Origin of the sequence: Gimesia chilikensis, from assembly GCF_008329715.1 — a bacterium.
GTDB classification, from domain to species: Bacteria; Planctomycetota; Planctomycetia; order Planctomycetales; family Planctomycetaceae; genus Gimesia; species Gimesia chilikensis.
On sequence record NZ_VTSR01000001.1, the window covers coordinates 499,736 to 518,431 of the forward strand.

The window sequence follows — 18,696 nt, forward strand, 5'->3', positions numbered from 1 at the left end:
TTAAATGTCATATAATAATCGCCAATTGTCATTATTCAAGATTTTTCCCTCAAAACAAGACACTGTAATGACACTTATCAACAAGGAATCGCCCAACTCGCTGGCCCTGGATCTCTCCGAACGCATTCGGCACCGCATCCAGTCCGCCGAGTTCACCGACGGCGATTTCTTTCTCACCGAAGCCGAACTGGCTGAAGAATACAACGTCTCCCGGCGAATTGCCCGCGAAGCCGTCAATCGGCTCTGTGCCCTGGGTCTGCTCGAAGGCCGCAAGCGAAAAGGGCTGATTGTCCGCCACCCCGACCCGGTGGAAGTCTGGGCCAACTGCCTCCCCTCGCTGGCGCGGTCACCGGAAAAGCTGGCCGACCTGGCCCACTTCCGTTACGCCCTGGAAGTAGGCGCCATTGAACTGGCCATCAAAAATGCCAGCGAGGAACAGATCACACAACTGGCAGCACTCGCCGAAGAATTCCAGCAGACCGCCCGCACTCCCGAAGACCGGCCCCGACGCATCGAGGTCGAACGGCAGTTCCACGGCCTGATCCTGGAAATGTCCGGCTCACCGATCATTGCCGACATGCAGAAACTGCTGGCGACCCTGTTTGAAAATTCCTACCCCGCCCGGGAAACACCCGTCCTGGCTGAGGAAACCAACCAGCGCATCATCTGGCAGCACTTTGAACTGGTCGACGCCATCAAAGACCGCGACGTCGAACGGGCCCGCTCGGTCATGCGTTCGCATCTGAAATACCTGTTATTCACACCACCGGAAACCACCTGAAACTTTTTCTGACGAGGTTCGTTAACATGCAGCAACTCGCCCCCTCATTCCTGACCATCCTGGCCCTGCTCGGCTGTCTTCTAAATTCTCCTGCATCACTGTCTGCAGGCAGTGACAGTGATCTGCCCGCCGTGGAAGTCACCAATGTCCGCCAGGTCTTCGATAACGGCGAACACAATGCCTTCACCGACATGATCGAATTCAAAGGCAAGTACTACCTCACCTTCCGCACCTGCCCGGGTGGCCACATGCTGTTTCCCACCTCCCGCGTTCTGATCATGCAGAGCGACGACACCAAAACCTGGAAACAGGTCGATGAATTCTCCGTCCCCAAACGCGATGTCCGCGATCCGCACTTCCTGATCTTCAAAGACAAACTCTTCGTCTATACCGGCACCTGGTACTGTGGCGACTCCGCTCCCAAAACCCGTACCATCAACGAACACCTGGGCTACGCCGTCTGGTCGGCCGACGGAGAAAAATGGTCGAAGCCGATCATGCTCGAAGGCACCTACGGCCATTACATCTGGCGGGCCGCCGCCTATGACGGTAAAGCCTATCTCTGCGGACGCCGCATCCGCCACTTTGCCAAAGATGATCAGGGACGCGAACTGATCGAAACCGCCATCCTGGAAAGCGACGACGGCCTGGTCTGGAAAACTGCCAGCCTGTTCAACGAACGCCAGGGCGATGAAACCGCCTTCCTGTTCGAAAAGAACGGCGACCTGCTGGCCATCGGCCGCAGCGGATCCAACCCCGCCTGGGTCATGCGTTCCCGGCCCCCCTTCGACCATTGGGACCGTAAACAGCTCGACCGCTACATCGGCGGCCCGCTGCTCGCCAAGTGGGGTGACCGCTACCTCGTCGGCGGACGTCAGCGTAAGAACGGCAAGTATGTCACCTCGCTCTACTGGTTCAAAGACAATCAGCTGCACGAATTTGCCACGCTCCCCAGTGGCGGCGACAACTCTTATCCGGGTATCTTGGTCCTCTCGCCGGACCACGCCGTGATTTCCTGGTACTCCAGCCACGAAAAAGACAAGGACGGCAAAACGATCACCGCCATCTACATGGCCGATCTGTGGCTGAAGCCCAAAAAATAGTCCAACTGCCCCCTGCGAAGGAACCGCATCATGCAACTCAACCAAATCGAAACCGGCGTCCTGTTTCGAAATGCGAAACCACACGTCAAAAGCGTGCATGCCTACTTCCCCTCAGTTGCCGTCCTCCCTGATGGTTCGCTGATCGGGCTGTATTCACTGGGCGAAGCATTCGAAGCCGTCAACCTGCAGGTGCACTGGTCCCGTTCCTTCGATCAGGGGCAGACCTGGGAATACCAGGGACAGCTCAATCCGGAAACGACCGACCGCCTGACATCCACCTTCGGACGCGTGACCACCACGCCGGACGGGGAACTGCTGGCAAACCTGATCCGCTACGATCGCAGCGCGCATCCCGACGAGGGACTGAGCAATCCGAAAACACTCGGCCTGGTGCCCGCGGAACTGTTGCTCTTGCGCTCTGCTGATCAGGGAAAAACCTGGAGCGAACCGGCTTCGATTACGCCTCCACTGATCGGTCCCGCCTTTGAGATGTGCAGTCCGATCACCGTTCTGCAGGATGGTCGCTGGCTCTGGCCCACCTCAACCTGGCGTGGCTGGGACGGCGAACTCCCCAACGGCAACCGCATGCTGGCCCTCGTCTCGCACGACCAGGGAAACAGCTGGGATGACTATCTCGACATCATGCGCAGCCCCGACGATCAGTTGATCTTCTGGGAATCCAAGGTGCTTGAGCTGCCCGACGGACGCCTGCTGGCGGTCGCCTGGTGTTACGACGAAGCAGCCGGCACTGATCGCCCTAATCATTATGCACTCAGCTCGGATGGAGGCGCCAGTTGGTCTGCTCCTGCTTCCACAGAACTGCTGGGACAGACACTCACGCCCCACCTCCTGGAAGATGGCAGCCTGCTTTGTATCTACCGTCGTCTCGATGAACCCGGTCTGTGGGCCTGTCATGCCCGGCTCACTGAGCACGGCCATTGGGAAAACAGAGACCAGATCCCCCTCTGGGGTGTAAACTCAGCAGCGGGCACCACACAAACCGGCGAGAACATGTCCGAAAACTTCGCCGCCCTCAAATTCGGCGCCCCGCACATCGTTCGCCTGCCGGACGGCCAGTGGTTTGTCACGTTCTGGTGCTACGAACAGAACGTGAGCCTGATTCGCTGGTTCAAATTCTCCGTGAACGGATTGTGAATATTCTCTGCAGAACAGTGACAAGCCGTCGGTGATGGTTTACCATAAACACATCAACCCTCGCCGATATTCACGCCAACCAGTTGCTCAGAGGCGCTCCATGAAATTCCCGCCGGTTTTCCTGTTTCTGTTTGTATTTGTCTGCGCCCCCAATTTCATTCTCGCCGAATGGCCTCAGTATCGCGGTGATGCCGCCCGCAGCGGATCGACAGAGGAACCGCTACCCAACCGCATGGAGCTGCAGTGGACGTTTCACACTCCCCATAAACCCACTCCCGCCTGGCCCACGCATACCCGCATTACTTTTGACGAAGTCTTCCAGCCCATCGTGGTGAATCAGACGGTCCTCTTCGGCAGTTCTACCGACGACCAGCTGTACGCCCTCGATCTCAAAACCGGTCAGCTCAAATGGAAATACTTTACCGAAGGGCCGATCCGCTTTGCTCCCGCTGCCTGGAAAGATCGCATCTTTGTGACCAGCGATGACGGTTGCCTGTATGCATTGAATGTTGAAGACGGCGCGCTGCTCTGGAAAAAACGGGGTGGCCCCGAACGGAAATTCATCATGGGCAACGATCGGCTGATCTCACACTGGCCGGCCCGAGGAGGCCCGGTCGTCCTCGGCGACCAAGTCTACTTTGCAGCCGGGGTCTGGCCTTCCGATGGCGTTTACCTGTATGCCCTCGACGCAGAAACCGGAGACGTCATCTGGAGCAATCAGAACTCCGGACAACGCCTCATGAATCAGCCGCATGGCGGTGCGAGTGCCAAAAGCGGTGTTTCATCACAAGGCTATCTCGCTGCCAGCCAGGACCAGATCTTCATGCCCACCGGACGCGCCGTCCCCGCCGCCTTTAATCGGGCGACCGGCGAATTTCGCTATTACCATCTGCAGAAAAATCAGCAGCGCGGCGGCTCTGAAGTCATGCTGGCCGACCGGTTCTTCGCGAACGCGGGCTGCCTGTTCGACCAGCTGACAGGCGACCTGTCACAACAGACCGGCACCGGCCCCATCGCCGCGACTCCCCAGGGTGTTCTCCGCGGCAGCGGGCAGTCACTGGTTTACAGCACGTGGACCGACACCAAAACGAACGACCGCAAAGGTAAGCCGATCTCGATCAGAAGCCTCAAAGAAAAGCGGCTCATCCCCCTGGATTACACGATCACCGATGTCATCATCGCCGGCAATGACGCGTACTGTGGTTCGCACAACAAGGTCACCGCGGTCGACTTCAAAGGTCAGGCCAATACCTGGTGGTCGCATGAAATCGAAGGCACCGTCCGTGGCCTGGCAGCCTCTGATGAATGCCTCATCGCCAGCACCGACCAGGGAGTCATCTGCTGTTTCGCCAACGCACATCCACCAGAAACGGTCGAGGCACAGCCACAGTCGCCCGTTACCACGAGCCCGCTCTATCAGCAGGCAGCGCAAGCCATCTGTGAGAAGACCGACGTCTCCACCGGGATCTGTGTCGACCTGGACGCCACCAACGCGGATCTCGCCCTCGAACTGGCCCGCCAGTCCGACTTTCAGATCTATGTCGTGATGGCGGATCCCGACCAGGCCCAGCAGGCCCGCGAACGCCTCTCGGCAGCAGGCCTCTATGGTTCGAAGGTCGCCGTACATCTGGCCGACCCCGCACATGTTCCCTACTCGAAGAACTTCGCGAACCTTGTGATCTGCTCGGCTTCGCTGAATCAGGATGTCTCTCCCGGGATTCTCAAGGAAGCCCGTCGGATTCAACGTCCTTTTGGCGGTCAGCTCTGCTGGGGATCGCTCGATAACCTGCAGCTGGAAACCAAAGACGATCTCAAAGGGGCCGGCAGTTGGACGCACCAGTACTCTGATTCCACGAATACGGTGAATTCCAACGATGAAATCGTCAAAGGCCCGCTCCGCATGTACTGGTATCGCGATGTCGATTTCCAGATCCCCAACCGGCACGGACAGGGTCCGGCCCCACTCGTGAATCGCGGCGTCATGGTTGTCGGCGGTCTGCACGGTCTGTGTGGACTCGACGCCTACAACGGGCATACGCTCTGGAAATATCAGCTCAGGAATAACCTGACTGACATGAACGGCATTCATCACGATGTCAGCACGGCCGAGGTCGGCAGCAACTTCTGCCTCGGGGGCGACTATGCCTTCGTCTACAAAGACACCTTCTGTCATCAGATCGAACTGAAGACCGGAAAGCTGGTCCGCAAAATCTCCACCCCTGTCAGCCGCGACGATCCCAACCAGAACTGGGGTTACCTCGCGTACCATGACGGCGTAATCTATGGCACCGTCAGTAACGACGCGCATCACACCAGTCCCCGCTATCAGGGTATCAGCCTCCGCAATGAATCGGTTCTGTTTTTCGCAGCCGATGCCAAAACCGGGAACATTCTCTGGACCTACCAGCCCGAGTACTCGATCCGTAACAACGCGATCACCATTGGCAACAACAGCGTCTTTCTCATCGATCGGGAAATCGCCAAAGCGGACCACATCAAACAGGCCCGCCGCAACGGTCGCCCCAACCCTCCCTCTCCGGAAGACGCACACCGCAAAGGCAAGCTGAAAGCCTTCCAGGCCAAAACCGGGGCTGACCTCTGGGAAGACGATCAGGAAATCTTCGGCACCCAGCTGGCACTCTCCGCAGACCACGACATCCTGCTGATGTTCTACCAGGGTATCCGGCACAAGTTCTTCCGACTCCCTTCTGAAGTCGGCGGACGACTCGCTGCCGTCGATGCCAAAACGGGAAAACGGATCTGGGATATCGCAGCCGAGTATCAATCGCACCCGGTCATTAACGGCGATAAAATCTTTGCCCAGGGAGGTGCCTGGGAACTGAAATCCGGGAAACCGATTCCTTTCACCTTCGAACGCTCCTATGGCTGCGGCCAGATCTCCGCCAGCAAACACCTGATGGTCTTCCGCTCGGCCACACTCGGGTACGTCGACCTGACCCGCAAAGCCGGCGTCGAAAACTTCGGCGGGATCCGCCTGGGTTGTTACATCAACGCCATCCCGGCCGGCGGCCTGGTCCTCGTTCCCGACGGCTCGTCCCAGTGCAACTGCTCCTACCAGATGCAGGCCTGGTTCGCTCTGGAAGGCAGTGAATAAGCTTCTGTGACTATGCGACAGTTCAGTTTCTGACCGGATAACGCACGGACCAGAAAGTTCACACTCCCGCGATTAATTTCATTTCCTTCGAAAAAATCGGTAGTCATCTCCCCACCTCTCCGTTAATTCCTGCATCGGGCCGTTTTCTATGCAATTCAGTTGCAGTGATTGCTGAAATCGTGCTGAATTGAGTCCCTTCACTCATAACGGGAGAGCCATGCTGATGAAATACCTCATTGCGTTTGTTGCTGTCGCGGGATTAATTACTACGGGCGTCTCATCTCAACAGCCACGTGGCAGAGGAGATCGTGACTGCCAATGCCCGGGAGGTCCTCCACCCGATCCCTTTATGGTCCTGTTCGATACCGACCAGGATGGCCGTATTTCCACAAACGAAATGGATCAGTCCGCGGTCGCCCTCAAGAATCTCGACCGCGATCAGGATGGCAGCCTGACCCGGGAAGAACTTCCCCGTCCTCCCCGCCCTGCACAAGATCAGGGACATCGACGCGATGATCGTCACGGACCGCCCCCCATGGAGCGCGGCAGACACCCACATGCAGAACGTCCCGGACATCATGGTCCCCCGCAGCGGGGCGAACGACCAGACGCCCATCATGACCGCCCGCGTCACGGGCATGATCGACATGAACGTGACCGTCGCGAGCAAGGTCGCCCGGGTCCGTCCTCTGATCGCAACCATCACGAAGGCCGCCCTCACCACGGTCCGCCCAGAGAAAATTCCCCACGAGAAAATTCCCCACGCGAGAATTCTCCGCGACCGCCCCGTCCCGATCGTGATCACATTGATGCACCACTTCCCCCTGCTGTTTCCGAGAACGTCCCCGCAGGTACCGTGATCATCGAGGGAGGCTACGAAACCGATCCCCGCGATCATGGCCGTCCTGTGAATCTGATCGCTGCTGCCCTGGGTGTCGAACCCCAGGTCTTTCGTGATGCATTCAGCAACGTCCGTCCCGCCCGCAACGGTGCCCCCACGGAAGCCCGGGCCCGCGCTAACAAAGAGGTCCTGCTGGCGGCCCTCGGCAAATACGGCATCACCAATGAGCGACTGGACGAAGTCTCTAACTACTACCGCTATCAACCCCACAACGGAGAAGTCTGGAAACGAACGCCCGCGACAGCGACCGCCGTCATCAAAGATGGTAAAGTGACTGGTTTGAAAATCACGCGCGCCGGCTCCGGTTACACGACGCCGCCACGGATTACCGTCGCTGGCTATCCCGATCTGCAGATCACCGCAGCCCTCCAGTTCGGGCCGGATTTTTCACAGAACGGCAGCCTGAAATCACTGACCATCAAATAGACGTAAAAAAATCCGCTGATCACATCTCTGTCTTCAGAATGCGATCAGCGGATCTGTCTGTTTGATTTCACATCAAATGCCGATTACTCAGCGGCTGCCCCACCAGAGAGGGAGCTCGCCTTCTGCTTGAGCACTTCCAGTTGAGCTTCGATCTTATCTTTCGCTGCAGAGCTCTGATACAACTCCTGCAGCTTCTTTGCTTCGTCCCGCACCTCGATGTAAGGGCCCTCGAATTCGGTAGCATACGATTCCAGCGATTCCATTAAAATCGACAGATTCTGAGCGGCTGCTTTGGGCTGTTTTTTGGCAGAGGCAATGAATTCATCAATCGATTTCTGCACCATTTCGCTTTTTTCCGTATCGCTGGGAGGAGGTGTAGAGGGCGGACCACCACAGCCAGTGAGCGAAACGGTGAAGAGAAACAATGCCAGGCAGCAGAGCAGTTGTCTGCCGATACCAATACTGATTTTCATTTGTCTAAGCCTTTGTCATCTGAATTAAAAAAACAGCTCCAATCAATTTCATTGGAGCTGTTTGTGTTTACGAATTCGTGATCGCGAATCGTTTAGAATTCACCAATTACGTTACCATCAGAAATTGACAACAGATTCAGATAGGTATTCTGATCAATGTTTTCTGAAAGGAAACGCACAGCACCGTCACCCATGGTAGCATGTACGCCACCAACATGGAAACTGCGTGCCGCCTGGCCGGAAAGAGTCCCGGTTCGGTCGGGGTTATTCCGACGGTTAAAGTTGTTATCGGTGGTATTATTGGATGCATAGGGAGTCGCGTCATAAACTTTCGCGTTCGGTGTCAGAATCCCGTTGTTATTCCGGCCTGCGAACAGCGCCCCGGTGCACCAGCCCCAGGCCCCCTTGTCATCAGAGGTGACCTGACCGACGACGATTTCACTCAGCATGATCGAGTTGGACGATCCATCAGTGACGTCACGGATTTTCGCGCCATTCTGGGCTACCGCACTGAAGAAACCACGTCGGTTCGGATTGTTGAAGTCAGTACGTGTCATGGTTGAACCAGCGCCTACCGATGCCGCATAGGTGATTCTGGAAAATCCGGTGAAATCCTGTGTCAGCAGACTGCGATCAACGCCGGGCTGAGAAGGACAGATCAGGCTGGGAATCTTAGCCTGCAACACGCTGTTAGTAGTGCTTGCATTCGCACTGCGGGCCTTCAGAGACATGTTGTAATTGTTATACAGGTTGGCCTGATCCATAAAGGGCAGAACCTGTACGACCCAGGTCGTACCCCAGTCAGCGTGACGCCCATCTTCCGGAGCGGAACCGATACCGTACCAGACGGCTCCCGGAGGGAATGTGCGGTGCGTATCGTGATAGTTGTGCATCGCCAGTCCGAGCTGCTTCAGATTGTTCTTACAGGTACTGCGACGGGCAGCTTCACGTGCCTGCTGTACCGCGGGCAGTAAGAGCGCGATCAGAATCGCGATGATCGCAATGACCACCAGCAATTCAATCAAAGTAAAACCTCGTTTTGTTTGCATCTTTGAGTGCATAGTTTGGACCCCTTACACTGTTAAGATTGTGATGACTCCGTACCGGGTCGTACGGAATGATTGAATAATGGTTCGATTTGAGCGCTTCACCCGGGGAGGAACCGTGATCGGATAGAGGCGGGTATCATGGGAAAACCGACGCACTCAGAAGATCTCGAAGAACGTATTCTTCGTTAAAGCCAGATGAATTTTATGTAAACTTGACGTGTGGGCAATCTATACATCCATGAATTCAAACCGGAATTCATAAAAAACAGTCAATGTTCACCACACATTCACCACTTACAGACGATTAACAACTTCCTTTACAAATCAGCATTGGTTTGAATTAAAAATCTCCCCTGCTCAAACTGAATATTTCCAGCAGACTTATTACGTGCATTTCGATTCAATTCATCAAAATCAATGTCAGAAAACATCCTCTGAATCTGCATTCTAAAGATGCTCATAACGCCCCATTCAGACACCACTTTCAGTCACCTTCAATCAAAAGCAGCCAGAACCGGTCAGGGCAGCCGGAGCGATCAGATTGCTGGAAACCACTCACTGAAGCAACAGGTGTTTCCCTTAAATCCCCGTGTGTCTCTCAGACTCCACAAAATCAGGTTCGCGCCTGACGAACGGCGACCGATAACGAAGAAACCCTGACATCGAAAACCGTTTTAAGAAAACATACATCAGGTTCTCATACTTCAGAGGACTTGATGCGGCAGCGGTACTGGCCCGCTCGCTCAACCAGTGGAGTCACGCGGGAATGCCCAGACCCGATTTATCACACACACAAGTTTCGCAAATCCTGAGCAGACTCGAAGAGTCGGTTCAGGAGACATTCCGCGAAGCCTTCTCTCCTCAAACCAACCCCGTGCCCCCCAGCCTGCCAGTCGCCCCTCAACAGCCCCACCAGGATGCATCCGCTACAGAGGAAACAGAGACGGCCCGGTTGCGTCAGGAACTGCAGGCGACTCGTGAAGAATTGAAGCAGGCACAAGCAGTCGCTGCAGCTGCAACACGCGCCCGCTGCGAATTCCTGGCTTATATGAGTCATGAAATCCGCACGCCAATGACGGCCATCCTGGGTTTCACGGAACTGTTGCAGAACGAAGCCCTTTCGGATGAAGATCAGAATCGAGCCGTCAAAACCATCCGGCGTAACAGCAACTACCTGCTGGATGTCATCAATGAAATTCTGGAACTCTCCCGACTGGAATCGGGACTTCTCGAAATCGAACAGTTGCAGGTCAATCCCCTGCAGCTCGGACGCGAAGTCGTCGACCAGTTATCCGAACAGGCCCACGCGTTAAATAATACGATTCACCTGGAGATCGAAGGCACTGTTCCGGAAACAATCCAAACCGACCCCACGCTGTTGAAACAGGCGCTGGTCAACCTGTTGACCAATGCACTCAAACTGACCACCGAGGGACACATCCGACTCACACTCAGCTGCGAGCCGGCACAACAGGTGTTCTGCTTTGGTGTCAGTGATACCGGCATGGGCATTCCCACCGACCAGCGTCAGCACGTCTTCCAGCCCTTTCGTCAGGCAGCCGCAACAACGAAAGGTAAGCGGGGTAAGGCCGGCTCCGGTTTTACAATCATCAGCCGCATCGCAGAACTGCTGCAGGGCGAAATCCGCCTCGAACAGGACGCCTCAGAGAACAGCGAATTCACTTTTGCAATCGCTACCGGCCCATTGGATCAGGTCCGCATGCTGTCTTCACAGGAGGCAGGAGAACTCGATCTACCCGATCCCCGATCATTCTCTGCCAACAGTCGCCTGCAGGGACGCATCCTGGTGGTGGAAGACAATCTCGACAACCAGCGGTTGATCCGCTTCCTGCTCAACCGCGCCGGTGCTGAGATCACGATTGCCGCGAATGGTCAACTAGGCGTCGATATGGCTCTGCAGTCGGAATCCCCTTTCGACCTGATCCTGATGGATCTGCAAATGCCCGTCCTCGACGGCTACCAGGCAACCATCGCCCTCCGCGAAGCAGGTTACACCGGTCCCATCGTAGCACTCACCGCGCATGCACTCACGGGCGAACTCGAACGCTGCCTGAGTGTCGGCTTTGATGATTGCCTGACCAAGCCGATTGACCGCAACGTTCTGATTCCACAGATCGCCGCGCGACTCGCCCGCAAGTCGACCTCCGTCACACGCTGACGTTCTCCCGACTCACCTCTCAACGGGCGCGTCCTCCCTGTCCCAGCATGGTTTTCTTTACAGATGCTTCTGGCGACTTCATTCGCTCACCTCCTTGGAATCCCCTTGCGATTTCCATTTTATAAACATACATTAGAATTTAACCGATTCACTCAGAGCTCCTGTTTCCCGCACACAGAAAGCAGCAACATGCCCGGCCTCACCTTGCTCTCCCACACACTCCTCCTCCCCCGACGTTCGTTTCTGTTCGTCTTCGGTGTTCTTCTTCTGGGCACGACAAGTCTCGCGGCTGCAGAACAGTGGCACGCCGGTTTAGCCAAGGCCAAAATCACTCCCGAAACCGATGTCTGGCTGGCAGGCTACGGATCCAAACGGGCCCCCGATGGCAAGCTGCATGACATCTGGATGAAAGCCCTCGCACTCGAAGCACCAGGCGGCGAACGCGCTGTCCTGATCACCAGTGATTTCCAGGGCGTCCCTAAAAGCATGAGCGATCGCGTCTTCAAAAAAATTAAAACGAAGTTTGACCTGGAACGCCGCCAGATCATGTTTACCTTCTCGCATAATCACTGTGGCCCCCGGCTGGGAGACGACCTTTACGATTACTATCCCACCACGCCGGAGCAGGACAAAACTGTCGCCGAGTACACGGATCGTATGGTCGAGAAAACCGTCGCCATGATCGGCGAAGCACTTGATAATCTTGCCCCCGCAACACTCAAACAGGGCAACGGACACACCACGTTCGCCGTCAATCGCCGCAACAACCGTGAAGCCGACATTCCCAATCTACTCAAAGCAGGCAAGGCACTCGTAGGCCCCGTCGATCACGACGTGCCCATCCTGACCGTCACCCGTCCCGATGGCCAGCTGGCGGCTGTCCTGTTCGGCTATGCCTGTCATCCCACGACGCTCAGCTTCACCAAAATCTGCGGCGACTATCCCGGCTTCGCACAACTGGAGATCGAAAAAAATCATCCGGGCACGCTGGCCATGTTCGTCAACACCTGCGGCGGTGATCAGAACCCACTCCCCCGCCGGAAAGTCGAGCTCTGTGAAAAATACGGGCACATGCTGGCTGTCGCCGTCGAAGAAGCCTTAAAGCAGCCGTTGCAGAACGTTTCTCCCGGTTTGAAAACCGCTTTTTCTTATGTTGATCTTCCCTACCTCAAAGTCGTCACCCGCGCTGACCTCGAAGCTGACACCAAAAGCGGCAACAGAATCAAACGACGCTGGGCGGCGCGGCTCTTGAAAAAACTGGACCAGGGAGAGACCTTTCCCACAGCCTATCCCTATCCGATTCACGCCTGGCGGCTGGGTAAGGAAACCCTCATGATCGGCATGGGAGCCGAAACCGTCGTCGATTACTCACTCCGCTTCAAGCGGGAATTCGGGCCGGGGACCTGGGTCTGCGGCTACGCCGACGACATGATCTCCTACATCCCTTCCAAACGGGTCTGGCTCGAAGGAGGTTATGAGGGGGGCTGGAACCTCTATGAATACGGCCGCCCCGCCTATCGCTGGTCCGAACAGACGGAAGATCTCATTTCAGAAACCGTGCACAAGCTCGTCAAACAGGTCGAATGACCTGTCTTCCTCAGACGTGCTTTTACTCAGCTGCAGTGACCGCTTTACCAGCAAACATCTTTTTCACCAGGGGCATTTCAAACAGGGCCGCCTCTTCTGCCTGCGTGATGGGACGCATGGGTCGCGGTGCAAAGTTACCGGGAATTCCCCGCCGGTTCAGTAAGGCGGTCACTGTAGAAAACAGCGGCGCAGAAAACGTCTGAAGCAGCGTGAGTAAGGCAGAGAGATCTTGCTGGACTGCCGCCAGGGTCTCCCAGTCTTGCGATTCTGTCGCGGTCACCATCGCCGCAATCCACTCCGGCACGACGCCATAGATCCCGTCCAGATGCTCGCGAACGCCTGCACGCAGTAGCACATCCATCAGTGTCGGCTGGGCGACGATCACGCGAAATTCATCACCAATCGCATCCAGCACCGGGCGGATCGTCACAAAGTGATCGGAACACTTAATGCCCTGAATATTCGGATGCTGTGCCAGCTGCAGCACGGTCGCCACTTCCAGTTTAGTCCCCGTCGTCTGAGGCAAGTCATACAGAAACAGGGGGCGGGAACTCGCATCTGCCAGCGACTGATAATAATCGATCAGGTCGGATTGACTGTACTTGATGAAAAAGGGAGCCAATGCCACCACGCCGTCGATGTCATACTCTTCCACCATCCGAATCCGCTCCAGCGTCCGCACATAGCTCGTATCGCCGACGCCCACCAGCAGTTCCGCCCGACCGGCGTTACATGTCACACTCCGGGCAACCAGATCGCGATAGGTGCGCTCCTTCAAGAGCTGCATCAGCCCCATCGTACCCGCAACCAGGAAACCGTTAATACCGTGGTCCAGCTGATCCTGCAGATGGGCTTCCAGCCCTTCCACGTGCAGGTCTTCTTCCGGAGTCAACGGAGTCCCCAGGGCGGTAATCATTTTGATCGAACTGGTCATATTGAAACTGCTTCCCTTGTAAAAAATTTACAAACTTTGCCTCTGAAATTCCGACAGGCTGATCACGGGACAGGTCGTATCAGCCAGCATCCGATCGATGGCACACTGGTCCTTGAAACCGGTGCCGGTAATCAGACAGACCACCGTTTCACCCGCAGCGATTTCTCCCTGCGCCACGGCTCGCAATACACCTGCCAGCGAAACGGCTGCCGCCGGTTCACAGAAAATGCCCTCCTCGCGCGCCAGGCGGGCCTGTACCTCAAAAATGTAATCATCGGCAACCAGGTAACCGTTGCCTCCGGTCTCTCTGCAGACACGAATCACCTCGTGTCCATCCAGCACATTCGCCACCTGTAGACCTCCCACCGCGGTCGTACTTTCACAGGACCGGGCCAGACTGCTTCCTTCTCGCAACGGGCCGGCAATCGTATTGTTCCCCGCCGGCTGAACACAGTGGATGGCCGGGAAATCGACTTGTTCCTTCCCTTCCAGCGCCGTCTTTAAACCACGGTAGACTGCCAGCAGCAGACCTCCACCGCCTGCACAGCAGACAACATGATCGATCGGTCGATTGAGTGCAGCCGTCTGAGTGACCAGTTCGTGTCCAATCACTTCGACTCCTGCCATGCCCACCGGGTTGAACTGATAACTGCTCACCTGCAGCGCCGCATCAGCGGCAGCCCCGATCTGTTTGAGACATTTGAACGTAGCGCGGCTGATTTCCGGATCAGCACCAAAGCCTTCAATCCTCCAGACACGAGCACCGTAGGCTAGCATCTGTTTGAGTTTATTTTCGGGAGCCCCGATGAAGACCGCGACCTCACATTCCAGTCCCGCAGCGGCACTGTAAGCTGCCAGGGCCGAACCGGCATTTCCGCTCGAGCAGGTCACCACCCGCCGCTTCCCCTGCGACAACATCTCGTTGATCGCGGCTGCCGCAAAACGATCCTTATAAGAACCGGTCGGATTCACCGTCTCCAGCTTGAAATATAAATGCTCCAGCCCCACAGCGGGCCCGATCCGTCGCGATCGCACCAGCGGGGTCTCTCCCTCGCCCAATGTAAACGGCTCAACTTCCATTTCGATATCCCTGGTAAGTCAGTCTCAATTTCACTTGAAGTAACAGTTCCTGTAACAAAGGCGTACCTTACCAGAGGTACTTCGTAAACATGAGCATTCTTGAGCAAAAGATCAGAATTGTCTTGACGAGTAAATATCGAGTTATATGATAATAAACCAGATTGTCATACAATCTAAATATTTATATTACATTAGTCTATGGCAGATGCCATAACAGACATACGGAAATCTGTGATGTTCTTCGCGTACGGCCGCTCGAGTCACACGTTGAAACGCCATCATTTCTGACATTCATTGTCGCGCTCACAGGATATTCGTTGCATGAACACACTGCAGAGTGATTCTCCGGTCATCGGTTCCGACTCTCGAACCTTAAGTGCAGAGCTCGCGGAACAGCTGTGCGCCAGGATTCGCAATGATCGACTGGCTCCCGGAACCCGTCTGGGAACCGAAGCCGATCTGGCCAGCGAATTCGGCGTATCACGAACGGTCGTCCGGGAAGCGGTCGGCTCGCTTCGCGGTCTGGGTGTGGTCGTCGGCAGACAGGGACTCGGGCTCTGTGTCGGCGAAGCAGATAACTTCTCCACCGTCCTCCGCAATGCCCTGGTTCCCCAGGTCGCCAGTGCGGACGGCTGGCGCGAACTGCAACAGTTGCGAGCCGTGATTGAAATTGGCTCCATCGCCCTGGCTGTCGAACTGATCTCCACCGAAGAAATCATTCGCCTGCAGACCATCGTCGCAGAAATGAAACGAGTCATGGGGAACCTGGACGAAGATCCCCAGGGAACCAGCAAAGCCTACAAGGAACTGGACTGCCTGTTCCACGAAACGATTCTGGGTGCCTCGCATGGAAACTTTGTGCAACAGTTCCATGGCGTCCTGCTCGACTACTTCCACGCGGGCGATGTCTATGGATGTCCGCCCCGGGAAAGCGGGTTGCATGAACACGAACAGATTGCCAATGCCATCGCTGACCGCGATGTTGACCTGGCTACGAAATACCTGACAGAACACTTGAAGCCACAGTTAAAGGCGCCCAGTAAAGATTCCACGACAAATTAAACGCCTCAGGCGAACGACATAAATGACTTGAATTTCGAACAATCGATTTGGCAGCAGAACCAGTTCTGATCCGACGCGTTTCGATCAGCCTTGGGACTGCAGCAGTTTTTTATCTATATCCCTGAATCTGTTATCTATGCACCTGTGTGCCAGGGTGATCATAGCTTTTATTTTTTGCGTTTATGTTGGGAGATGCTTCCATGTTCCGTTTCCATTCCAAGGTGAGAGCTCGTGGATTTACGCTGATTGAACTTCTGGTCGTGATTGCCATTATTGCCATCCTGATCGCTTTACTCCTGCCCGCGGTTCAGCAGGCTCGTGAGGCGGCCCGCAGATCGTCCTGCAAAAACAACTTCAAACAGGTCGGACTCGCTCTGCAGAACTATCACGACACCTACACTGTCTTTCCCATCGGTGCCGGCATCAGTGGAGGCTGCAGTGGCTACTCAGGCGCGCACATGTTTTCCTGGGGCACCCGTATCCTGCCCTACCTCGATCAGGCCAATATTTACAACAACCTGAACTTCTCAGGGCCGACTCCCTTTGTCCCCGCGAATTTCTCTAATACGACCTGCCTCAACCCGGTAGTGCCGTTCCTCTGTCCCAGCAATCCACAGCCTGACACCATCGTCAACAAAAACGGTGCTTTCGCAGGCGCACTCCCCAATGGCATGCCCCGCACCGACATGGGCGGCGTTGCCGACTCCGTCAGCTGGAAATGTAACAGCGGCTCCGGCGTGCGACCCACTTCGGTCGGTAACGGGGTCCTCTATGCCATCTCGAAAGTCAGAATGCGCGACATCATCGATGGCTCCAGCAACACGCTCATGGTGGGTGAAATCACAGGTTCGCTCGCTTCGAGTGGTCTCAACGGAAACTCCTACACCGGCTACGATGTCTTCGATACCAGCAATGGTATTAACAGTATTGACACCGTTCCCGGAGGCGGTACCTTCGCGTTCCGCCCGCAGGGCTTCTCCAGCTATCACGTAGGTGGCTGTCACTTTGTCTTCGGCGATGGTTCGGTACATTTCCTCTCCGAAAACATTGACCAGGGAACGCTCACTGCACTCACGACCCGGGCCGGTGGTGAAGTTGTTGGCGAGTATTAATTCTCGACGCTGATTCATTCGATGATTGCATTCATAATGTTCGTGCAGGCTTTCGCGTCAGCCTGCACTGTTTCAAGGAGTTTACCATGCCCGCAAAAGGGTTATTGCTCTTACCGGCTCTCTTGCTGCTGGTCGGCTGCGGGGGGATCAGCGATGCCCCCGACCGCCGCGTTGTCACTGGTACCGTCACCCTGGATGGCGCCCCCCTTGAAGGGGGCGTGATCCGCTTTCGTCCGCTGCCCGAAGGGCCTATCGCTGCCGGAAAAATCCGGGACGGCAAGTACGAAGTTACCAACAAAGGGGGCGTCCCCCTGGGCAAACAACGGGTCGAAATCAAAGGCGCGCCCATCCTCCCCGCCGATACCACCGGAATGTCACTGGGAGAAATCGACGCCGCCACGAAACCCGCCATCCCGGTTCCCGACAAGTACCACAAAAATTCGGAACTCGAAGCCGACATTGAATCCGGCGGCGACCCATTGGTTCTCGACTTCGATCTGAAAAACTGAAACAGGCTCACTCATAAGTCAGGTATCAGACATGCAACTTAGACCAACCATCCCGCTGCTCCTCACCGCGCTCCTGCTCTCCCTTTCATCAGCGAAAGCCGAGGAATGGAATCACCCCCAGACCAGCAGACTGCCCCACAAACATCTCGGGCCTTTCATCAGATTGACGGATGGCAACATCCTCGCCCCCGATGCCAAACAGTCGCTGATCAGTGAGGACGAAGGAAAGACCTGGCAGGCCACGCCCCTCTATGCCGAACCGGCAAAGTTCCACACCAGCAACGAGCGCGCACTGATCCAGACCCGCAAAGGGACGATCCTCCTTGTCTGCATGAATCTGGCCGAACGCAAATTCAACTGGAACGACAAACTGGGAGGCCCGCAGTCCGACTGCTACCTCCCCGTCTATGTCATCCGCAGTACCGATAACGGAAAAACCTGGCTCACACCTCAAATCCTGCAGGACCACGGCTGGTGCGGTGCCGTACGCAGCATGATCCAGACCAAATCGGGCCGCATCATCGTCGTCGTCTCCCAGTCCATCGCCAACCCCGGCAGGCACGTCTCGCACACCTATTACTCTGACGATGAAGGCGAGACCTGGAAACACAGCAACATGATTGATCTCGGCGGTTCCGGCGATCACGACGGCGCCATGGAGGGGACCATCGTCGAACTCAAAGACGGACGCATCTACCAGCTGATCCGCACGAAATTCGGCCGCTTCTGGGAAGCCTTCTCTGAAGATGAAGGAGCTTCCTGGCGTACCATTCGTCCCTCGGAAATTCCCGCCAGTTCCTCCCCCGCGATTCTGCAGCGACTCGACAGCGGCCGCATTGTCATGCTCTGGAACCGCTTCCGTGATCCTCAGAAACGCACAGGTCGCCGCGAAGAACTGTCACTCGCTTTCTCCGACGATGAGTGTCAATCCTGGAGCAAGCCCACGGTCATCGCCCGCGATCTGACTCCCCCGGGACAGCGACGCGAAAACCGCGTCTCCTACCCCTACGTCTTCGAAGCCCATCCCGGCGAACTCTGGGTCACCACCATGCAGGGACCCGTCCGTCTCAAATTCAAAGAGGCCGATTTCGTCAGCCCCTGAAGACCGCAGACTGCTTCCTGAAAATGTCCGCTGTGAAAGCGGAATAGTGATGGTTTAGCCAGCTATTTGCTGCTATGATAAAGATCCGCCTATATGTAAACCTACTACGGATCTCAGTCAGAACTCAC

The 18,696-nt window shown here is 56.0% G+C and carries 15 protein-coding genes; 11 read left to right on the forward strand and 4 right to left on the reverse strand.

Annotated elements, in window-relative coordinates; genetic code table 11:
• Positions 1 to 67: 67 nt before the first annotated feature.
• The 5 genes from FYZ48_RS01725 to FYZ48_RS01745 all read left to right on the forward strand — a co-directional run bounded on the left by FYZ48_RS01725 (position 68) and on the right by FYZ48_RS01745 (position 7,481).
• Positions 68 to 781, forward strand: coding sequence for a FadR/GntR family transcriptional regulator (locus FYZ48_RS01725; protein WP_149336891.1), 714 nt, complete (start codon positions 68 to 70; stop codon positions 779 to 781).
• A 26-nt stretch (positions 782 to 807) separates the two neighbouring features.
• Positions 808 to 1,884 (forward strand): hypothetical protein, encoded by a 1,077-nt coding sequence (locus FYZ48_RS01730; RefSeq protein ID WP_149336893.1) that lies wholly within the window; start codon positions 808 to 810, stop codon positions 1,882 to 1,884.
• A gap of 30 nt (positions 1,885 to 1,914) precedes the next feature.
• Entirely contained in the window at positions 1,915 to 3,039 is a 1,125-nt protein-coding gene (locus tag FYZ48_RS01735; protein ID WP_149336895.1) for a sialidase family protein, read from the forward strand.
• A gap of 100 nt (positions 3,040 to 3,139) precedes the next feature.
• A complete protein-coding gene (locus tag FYZ48_RS01740; RefSeq protein ID WP_187781827.1) occupies positions 3,140 to 6,154 on the forward strand; it encodes an outer membrane protein assembly factor BamB family protein in 3,015 nt (1,004 codons plus the stop codon).
• A 223-nt stretch (positions 6,155 to 6,377) separates the two neighbouring features.
• Positions 6,378 to 7,481, forward strand: a complete 1,104-nt coding sequence (locus tag FYZ48_RS01745) for a hypothetical protein (RefSeq protein ID WP_187781828.1) — start codon at positions 6,378 to 6,380, stop codon at positions 7,479 to 7,481.
• Between the two features lie 83 nt (positions 7,482 to 7,564).
• Here the strand turns inward: FYZ48_RS01745 and FYZ48_RS01750 are convergent, their stop codons facing one another.
• Both FYZ48_RS01750 and FYZ48_RS01755 read right to left on the reverse strand, forming a co-directional pair.
• Positions 7,565 to 7,954, reverse strand: coding sequence for a hypothetical protein (locus FYZ48_RS01750; RefSeq protein WP_149336901.1), 390 nt, complete (start codon positions 7,952 to 7,954; stop codon positions 7,565 to 7,567).
• Positions 7,955 to 8,046: 92 nt separating this feature from the next.
• Positions 8,047 to 9,003: a DUF1559 domain-containing protein gene (locus tag FYZ48_RS01755; RefSeq protein WP_315853165.1), complete on the reverse strand. Its 957-nt coding sequence runs from the start codon at positions 9,001 to 9,003 to the stop codon at positions 8,047 to 8,049.
• 766 nt (positions 9,004 to 9,769) lie between these two features.
• Here FYZ48_RS01755 and FYZ48_RS01760 point away from each other — a divergent pair.
• Together FYZ48_RS01760 and FYZ48_RS01765 are read left to right on the forward strand one after the other, a co-directional pair.
• Positions 9,770 to 11,182, forward strand: a complete 1,413-nt coding sequence (locus tag FYZ48_RS01760; RefSeq protein WP_149336905.1) for a response regulator — start codon at positions 9,770 to 9,772, stop codon at positions 11,180 to 11,182.
• 189 nt (positions 11,183 to 11,371) lie between these two features.
• Positions 11,372 to 12,769 carry a neutral/alkaline non-lysosomal ceramidase N-terminal domain-containing protein gene (locus FYZ48_RS01765; RefSeq protein WP_149336907.1) on the forward strand — a complete coding sequence of 466 codons (1,398 nt, stop codon included), beginning with the start codon at positions 11,372 to 11,374 and terminating at the stop codon, positions 12,767 to 12,769.
• Between the two features lie 22 nt (positions 12,770 to 12,791).
• Here FYZ48_RS01765 and FYZ48_RS01770 read toward each other — a convergent pair whose 3' ends face one another.
• Together FYZ48_RS01770 and FYZ48_RS01775 are read right to left on the reverse strand one after the other, a co-directional pair.
• Positions 12,792 to 13,703: a dihydrodipicolinate synthase family protein gene (locus tag FYZ48_RS01770; protein WP_149336909.1), complete on the reverse strand. Its 912-nt coding sequence runs from the start codon at positions 13,701 to 13,703 to the stop codon at positions 12,792 to 12,794.
• A 27-nt stretch (positions 13,704 to 13,730) separates the two neighbouring features.
• Positions 13,731 to 14,783, reverse strand: a complete 1,053-nt coding sequence (locus FYZ48_RS01775) for a pyridoxal-phosphate dependent enzyme (protein WP_149336911.1) — start codon at positions 14,781 to 14,783, stop codon at positions 13,731 to 13,733.
• 321 nt (positions 14,784 to 15,104) lie between these two features.
• Here FYZ48_RS01775 and FYZ48_RS01780 point away from each other — a divergent pair, with 321 nt between their 5' ends.
• The 4 genes from FYZ48_RS01780 (at position 15,105) to FYZ48_RS01795 (ending at position 18,568) form a co-directional block, all read left to right on the forward strand.
• Complete coding sequence (locus tag FYZ48_RS01780) at positions 15,105 to 15,845, forward strand: FadR/GntR family transcriptional regulator (protein ID WP_149336913.1); 741 nt, start codon at positions 15,105 to 15,107, stop codon at positions 15,843 to 15,845.
• Between the two features lie 200 nt (positions 15,846 to 16,045).
• Complete coding sequence (locus FYZ48_RS01785; protein ID WP_145181509.1) at positions 16,046 to 16,957, forward strand: DUF1559 domain-containing protein; 912 nt, start codon at positions 16,046 to 16,048, stop codon at positions 16,955 to 16,957.
• An 86-nt stretch (positions 16,958 to 17,043) separates the two neighbouring features.
• Positions 17,044 to 17,466, forward strand: coding sequence for a hypothetical protein (locus tag FYZ48_RS01790; protein ID WP_149336915.1), 423 nt, complete (start codon positions 17,044 to 17,046; stop codon positions 17,464 to 17,466).
• A gap of 31 nt (positions 17,467 to 17,497) precedes the next feature.
• The gene (locus FYZ48_RS01795) at positions 17,498 to 18,568 is read left to right on the forward strand and encodes a sialidase family protein (RefSeq protein WP_149336917.1); all 1,071 of its coding nucleotides are present in this window, start codon (positions 17,498 to 17,500) and stop codon (positions 18,566 to 18,568) included.
• The last annotated feature ends 128 nt before the right edge of the window (positions 18,569 to 18,696 follow it).

What these genes read in the sequence shown, in the direction of transcription:
- FYZ48_RS01735 (WP_149336895.1), top strand. Translation starts at nt 1,915, where the DNA reads ATGCAACTCAACCAAATCGAAACCGGCGTCCTGTTTCGAAATGCGAAA.
- FYZ48_RS01775 (WP_149336911.1), bottom strand. Translation starts at nt 14,783, where the DNA reads ATGGAAGTTGAGCCGTTTACATTGGGCGAGGGAGAGACCCCGCTGGTG.
- FYZ48_RS01795 (WP_149336917.1), top strand. Translation starts at nt 17,498, where the DNA reads ATGCAACTTAGACCAACCATCCCGCTGCTCCTCACCGCGCTCCTGCTC.
- FYZ48_RS01765 (WP_149336907.1), top strand. Translation starts at nt 11,372, where the DNA reads ATGCCCGGCCTCACCTTGCTCTCCCACACACTCCTCCTCCCCCGACGT.
- FYZ48_RS01760 (WP_149336905.1), top strand. Translation starts at nt 9,770, where the DNA reads ATGCCCAGACCCGATTTATCACACACACAAGTTTCGCAAATCCTGAGC.
- FYZ48_RS01730 (WP_149336893.1), top strand. Translation starts at nt 808, where the DNA reads ATGCAGCAACTCGCCCCCTCATTCCTGACCATCCTGGCCCTGCTCGGC.
- FYZ48_RS01790 (WP_149336915.1), top strand. Translation starts at nt 17,044, where the DNA reads ATGCCCGCAAAAGGGTTATTGCTCTTACCGGCTCTCTTGCTGCTGGTC.
- FYZ48_RS01750 (WP_149336901.1), bottom strand. Translation starts at nt 7,954, where the DNA reads ATGAAAATCAGTATTGGTATCGGCAGACAACTGCTCTGCTGCCTGGCA.
- FYZ48_RS01745 (WP_187781828.1), top strand. Translation starts at nt 6,378, where the DNA reads ATGAAATACCTCATTGCGTTTGTTGCTGTCGCGGGATTAATTACTACG.
- FYZ48_RS01740 (WP_187781827.1), top strand. Translation starts at nt 3,140, where the DNA reads ATGAAATTCCCGCCGGTTTTCCTGTTTCTGTTTGTATTTGTCTGCGCC.
- FYZ48_RS01725 (WP_149336891.1), top strand. Translation starts at nt 68, where the DNA reads ATGACACTTATCAACAAGGAATCGCCCAACTCGCTGGCCCTGGATCTC.
- FYZ48_RS01770 (WP_149336909.1), bottom strand. Translation starts at nt 13,703, where the DNA reads ATGACCAGTTCGATCAAAATGATTACCGCCCTGGGGACTCCGTTGACT.
- FYZ48_RS01780 (WP_149336913.1), top strand. Translation starts at nt 15,105, where the DNA reads ATGAACACACTGCAGAGTGATTCTCCGGTCATCGGTTCCGACTCTCGA.
- FYZ48_RS01755 (WP_315853165.1), bottom strand. Translation starts at nt 9,003, where the DNA reads ATGCAAACAAAACGAGGTTTTACTTTGATTGAATTGCTGGTGGTCATT.
- FYZ48_RS01785 (WP_145181509.1), top strand. Translation starts at nt 16,046, where the DNA reads ATGTTCCGTTTCCATTCCAAGGTGAGAGCTCGTGGATTTACGCTGATT.